This window comes from Methanococcoides sp. (genome assembly GCF_030594565.1).
Classification (GTDB): Archaea; Halobacteriota; Methanosarcinia; order Methanosarcinales; family Methanosarcinaceae; genus Methanococcoides; species Methanococcoides seepicolus.
The window spans coordinates 1-5,094 of record NZ_JAUVEY010000156.1 but is presented as its reverse complement, the minus strand read 5'-3'; the positions used below and the strand labels follow the sequence as shown (position 1 = coordinate 5,094).

Here is a 5,094-nt window from a genome sequence, read left to right as displayed (position 1 = left end):
ATGTCAGTACCTTGAACAGCTTGAACACGTCTGGTGCTTCTAGATGAGTCATTTTCAGAAGTTCTGAATTGGAGAATATCTCCCGCGGGGTTCCCTCACCGACGATCTTTCCGTTCAGCACATAGACGCGGTCTGAGAGGGCCGGGAGAGCGTTCACATCGTGCATGGCGATCACCGTGGTGATCCCGTCGTTATTCAAGTCATTGATCACCTGTATAAAGTCTGCCCTGCTTTTTGGATCAAGGTTGGCTGTTGGTTCGTCCAGGATCAGTATCCGTGGTTCCATGGACAGTACAGCAGCCAGTGCTGCTCTTTTCTTCTGTCCATAGCTCAGGTTGTGCGGAACCCTGTCCTCAAATCCCTCAAGTCCGACACGGGACAGAGCTTTTTTCACTCGATTTTCCACTTCCTCTTGATCCAGTCCCATGTTGATGGGACCGAATGCCACATCATCGAAGATGGTGGGCATGAACAGCTGGTCGTCAGGGTCCTGGAACACGATCCCCACCTCTTTAATCCTCTCTTCGACTTTCATATCGCCTAGATTCTTTCCAAAGATCATGACCGTGTTGTCCTGGCTCTTGAGAGTACCGTTGAGGTGAAGGAAAAGGGTGGTCTTTCCGGCACCATTTGGTCCGACGATCACTATCCTTTCCCCTTCATTTATGGTGATGTCAATGTCTTCCAGTGCAGGGGTACCGTCAGGGTATGAATATGTAAGTCCTTTTACGCGAATCGCTTCTTTCATTATAACACCAGGTGGTAGGTATGCATAAGGAGTGCAATGAGGATCATAGGCAAGGCTATTGCATAGTCTTTTGTCCGTAGTTCGAAGTTCACTATTGTCCTGGGGTTACCGGTGTAGCCTTTGGATATCATTGAGTGGTAAACACGCTGTGCCCTGTCATAGCTTTTTATTATCAGCATCCCGATCATGTTCCCGAGAACGGATAGTCCATACCTGTTCGCTTTAAGTTTGAATCCTTTTGATTCCATGGCTTTCCACATTCTCTGGAACTCATCCATTATCACGAATATATATCTGTAAGTGAACATCAACATTTGTATAAGTGTTCCAGGCACCTTGAGCATATAGAGTGCCTTGATCGTGATGTCAAAACGTGTGGTCCCAAGCATTATAAGTGCAAGTGTAACAGCTGAAAGTGCCCTTATTATAACCAGGGAGGAGTACTGGAATCCTTCCAGTGTGATCGTTATGCTGTGATACTGTGCAATGACCTGTCCGTCAACGGTAAGTGGCATGATAATAAGTAGTGGGAACAGGAACAGGAAAACAACTTTCAGGCGATGCATTACAAATGTTTTTGGAAGTTTTGCTATAATGTATATCAGGCTGGCTATCCCCAGGCCAACAAGTGCTTTTGTAATGCTGTCCAAAAAAACAAAGGAGAATATCATTACCATGAACGTAATGATCTTAGCACGCGGGTCGAAATTATGTATGGGTGAATCAATTGAAGCATACCTGTCTATTTCGGGGTAGTCCAATGTGTTATTCTCCTGTATCGTTTTTTAGTAGTTGTTCTTTATTTTGTTTTGCGCGCTGCCAGGTACATTCCAAAACCAGCAAGCCCTACAAGGTACCCAAATCCTGCTACTATTCTTGCTGAGAGTGGGAGTTCAGCTTCTTCGCTGGAGCCTTCAGAACCTGCAACGTTGAAAGTGATCTCTTTCTGGTGCCCGCTTTGGGAGACTACTACTCTGTATTCTACAACACCAAGTTTTGGTTCGAAGTAGTATATCCCCCCCTCATCTGTCACATCTGTGATATAAAGCTCTTCCTCGCTGTTCTTTATGGCATAAATGTTGATGTCGGCATTTGGCATGGGGTCACCTCCACCATACCATGATCTTATTTGTACCTCAGTGACCTGCTCCTGTGCATAGACGCGGTGTGCGGATGCAGCAGGTGCAATTGCTGTTAAAAGAACACAGGCAAATGCCAGTGCCCATATTATCTTATAATTGGCCATTTTTTATTTCTCCTTGTTGATGGGTAGCAGTTCAGGCCTGACCTTCAGAAGGAACGTGACTACAGATCCTGTCAATATTCCTTCGATTATCATTATCGGTATGTTGGCAGCAGCAGCTATGTAGGCAACCTCTGTGAATTCCTCTCCTGTGGATATGAGCACGATGGCGAGCATTATTGCAGAGAGTAGTACTGCCATTGAACCGCAAATTATGCCAAGTATGGAGGGGTTGATCCCTCTTGAATACCCTTTTTTGAATACCCCGTAGACGATCAGTGCAGGTATGCCCATATTGATAACGTTGACCCCAATACTTGTTATGCCGCCATGCTGGAACAATAGCGCTTGAAGGACAAGACCAATGAAGATCGCAGGATATGCGAGGGTTCCAAGGACCACACCAAGAAGCCCATTGAGGACAAGGTGGACACTGGTAGGCCCAATTGATACATGTATCAGAGATGCCACAAAGAAAGCTCCTGTCATGACAGATATCTTTGGTATCTCCTCGGCGATGTCTACATCCCTTTTGCTCCACCAGAGGGTTGCAAGGAGGAGAAGTATCGTTATTGCCCAACCTGCAGTTATCACTGCAGGGGATAATACACCGTCAGATATGTGCATACTTGTTGTCTCCTTTGTGATATTTGTTATGACGAGTTTTGTATTTTATCTAATTTAATGTGGATAACTGATAATAAAGTATAAAAAAAGATTGATGGGGAATTCATCCCCATGATTCATTTTACAATTTTCTTCCTGCGATGAACAGTGCTGCAAGAAGTCCGGCAACTGCGAACACAGATTCAAATCCGGGTGTGGATGGTGTAGCTTCTTCTTCTTCTTCTTCTTCTTCTGCTTCAGGTTCTTCGCTAACTGCAACTTCTGTCTCTTCTGCAGGGAACTCTTCAAGTACCGGAATTATGAACACTCCTCTTACAGATTGCCCTTCTTCAGGTTCCATGGTAGCACCAACGAACCAGATGCCAGGTTCATCGAGAGTGTACATGAACTCTCCGTCAGCATTTGATCTTGTGAGCCTTGTGAATACCATTGGTGCATCATATGGGAAAAGTTCTTCTGCTTGTTCCACGATCTCAATTCCTGCTTCAAGGTCGTGATAGATCTCAACCTCAACATCGGCGCCTGCCAGTGGTTCGCCATTGTAAAGTGCTTTTCCTGCAAAGACGAATCCTTCTTCCATGCCATATGGGCGCATGTATGGGATGATCTCTGTCTGCTGGTCAACCATTGAATCCCAGCCGAACCACATTTCTTCTCCACAGTGGATTACTGCTTTGGTGTAATCGATCATGTCTTCGTCCGCATCTTCATACTTGACTGATACAACAGTGTCGCCATACTGGTCGACTGTGAATGATGCTTTGTATGAAAGGAAAGTCCCCATGTTACCTTCCTCATCCATGCTGTCCATCATGACTTCTTCCGGAGTGAGAACTTCGACTGCACCATCAGGTTTTGTTACACTGATTTCAGGTACGTTCGACATGTCAAATGATATGTGCTCATAAGGATGTCCCCACATTGTGTAGATGGTCTTTGTATCTCCAAGTTCTGCAATGTAGTCTTCCGGGGTGATATCCCATACACTATCTTCACTGTCACTTGGGAATATCATCGTAAAATGTGCACTTGAAAGGCCTGTGAGGCAGATCAGTGCAATAATTGATCCAATAATTATTGTTTTCTTCATGTTTCATCCTCTTTTTAGTATGAATTTTATGTATATCATAAACATGAAGTAACACGAACTTTAAATAATTTATGATTATTGCCCAATATTTGCGAGGATATCAAATTAGCTCATAAATCCTCCCATTCGAATTTCAGCAGTTCACTAATATTTAAACCCTTCTATAATAATCCACATTTATCTACAACATTCAACTGTTAACATCTGTTTTAGCTTCCGTCTCACCCATTCCGCAACAAAATGGATGAATATATCAAATCTGAACAACTCACTTTCGATAGTATGAGGACCTCTTTTATCAATTGTAATATGTTTTCTTTGAAGTGTAACCCACACGTTTTTAAGAAGAAATGAAAACAAAGCATAGAAATATCGAATTGTAGAGGCTTTCTTTTGCAATTGGAAATACATGCGGAGGAATTACACTACGTATAAATGTATAGTATGATGTCTTTTATATGAGTTTTAACTGAAATTCGCGAACTACTGTAGATAACAATTTGGATTTATCTGATAAGTCGGCTTAGTAATATCAAACATTGATTCCTTCTTTCCATTCCCTTAATTTGTCTTGGAATTTCATGGCCCTTGCTGGACTTGAAGATGGAACCGCCAAAATATCAATATTATTTGGTACATTACAGTGCTTAATATATTTCTCTGCTTTTTTCCCATTGCAAATGATTTTTTTGATGTGAGTCAGATAAGAAAAGTCATTGTACTCTTCATTGCAGATACTGCTATCTGAACTTCCAATTATATCACAATCTTTCAAGGTATCCCACAATCCAATTTGATAATCCTGCAAAACTTGAATCCTTTCATTATATCCCAATTCTTGCAAATCGATATCAAGTACACTGCTCATCAATTTCCAAAACTGGTTTCTAGGGTTTCCATAATATTGTTTTGTATCTCGTGATATTTCAGAAGGAAATGTTCCGACAATTAGTACTCTCGTATTTTCATCAGTTATGGGATCCATTGTTAATATTCTCCTTTTTATCTTATTTTATTGCAAGAGTATTTAGCATGAGCAGATTATCACTCATAACCACCATTCACTGTAACTGTGCTAACAAATCCCTTCCAAACTCAGACTTCACCAAAGCTTCGATCAACTTAGGTGTAACTTTCTCATAAACCTGTACATATTCAAGTGTTTCATCTTATCATTGATCTCCCATTCATTAAAACCATCAAGTATCCAGTTAGTCATAGCAAAAGATTTCTCTCCCTCTTCAATAGATCAAAAAAAAGAATAAAAAAACTACCTTAATGTCTCAAAGTCCCGACATCCTCAAATCCCTGCCTTTGACCAGTACCGGCCTGCTTGACAAGTTTTTCAGGGTGGAACAGCATGTTGACGACATTTAAGGCGTGCTC

Annotated in this window: 6 protein-coding genes and 2 pseudogenes; all 8 read right to left on the bottom strand. The window is 42.0% G+C overall.

Annotation, left to right across the window (positions count from 1 at the left end):
• Window positions 1-748, bottom strand: a 748-nt coding sequence (locus tag QAS77_RS10575; protein WP_305065457.1) for an energy-coupling factor ABC transporter ATP-binding protein, incomplete at its 3' end; no start/stop codon positions are given.
• Complete coding sequence (cbiQ, locus tag QAS77_RS10570) at window positions 748-1,509, bottom strand: cobalt ECF transporter T component CbiQ (protein WP_305065456.1); 762 nt, start codon at window positions 1,507-1,509, stop codon at window positions 748-750. The genes cbiQ and QAS77_RS10575, both read right to left, overlap by 1 nt.
• 38 nt (window positions 1,510-1,547) lie before the next feature.
• Window positions 1,548-1,994 (bottom strand): carboxypeptidase-like regulatory domain-containing protein, encoded by a 447-nt coding sequence (locus tag QAS77_RS10565; RefSeq protein WP_305065455.1) that lies wholly within the window; start codon window positions 1,992-1,994, stop codon window positions 1,548-1,550.
• A gap of 3 nt (window positions 1,995-1,997) precedes the next feature.
• Window positions 1,998-2,618, bottom strand: a complete 621-nt coding sequence (cbiM, locus tag QAS77_RS10560; protein WP_250868775.1) for a cobalt transporter CbiM — start codon at window positions 2,616-2,618, stop codon at window positions 1,998-2,000.
• Window positions 2,619-2,739: 121 nt separating this feature from the next.
• The gene (locus QAS77_RS10555; protein WP_305065454.1) at window positions 2,740-3,708 is read right to left on the bottom strand and encodes a DUF4198 domain-containing protein; all 969 of its coding nucleotides are present in this window, start codon (window positions 3,706-3,708) and stop codon (window positions 2,740-2,742) included.
• 177 nt (window positions 3,709-3,885) lie between these two features.
• Window positions 3,886-4,086: pseudogene (locus QAS77_RS10550) on the bottom strand (ISH3 family transposase); the annotation flags it as partial.
• 154 nt (window positions 4,087-4,240) lie between these two features.
• Complete coding sequence (locus QAS77_RS10545) at window positions 4,241-4,693, bottom strand: DNA-deoxyinosine glycosylase (RefSeq protein ID WP_305065453.1); 453 nt, start codon at window positions 4,691-4,693, stop codon at window positions 4,241-4,243.
• Window positions 4,694-4,983: 290 nt separating this feature from the next.
• A pseudogene (locus QAS77_RS10540) lies at window positions 4,984-5,094 on the bottom strand (riboflavin synthase); the annotation flags it as partial.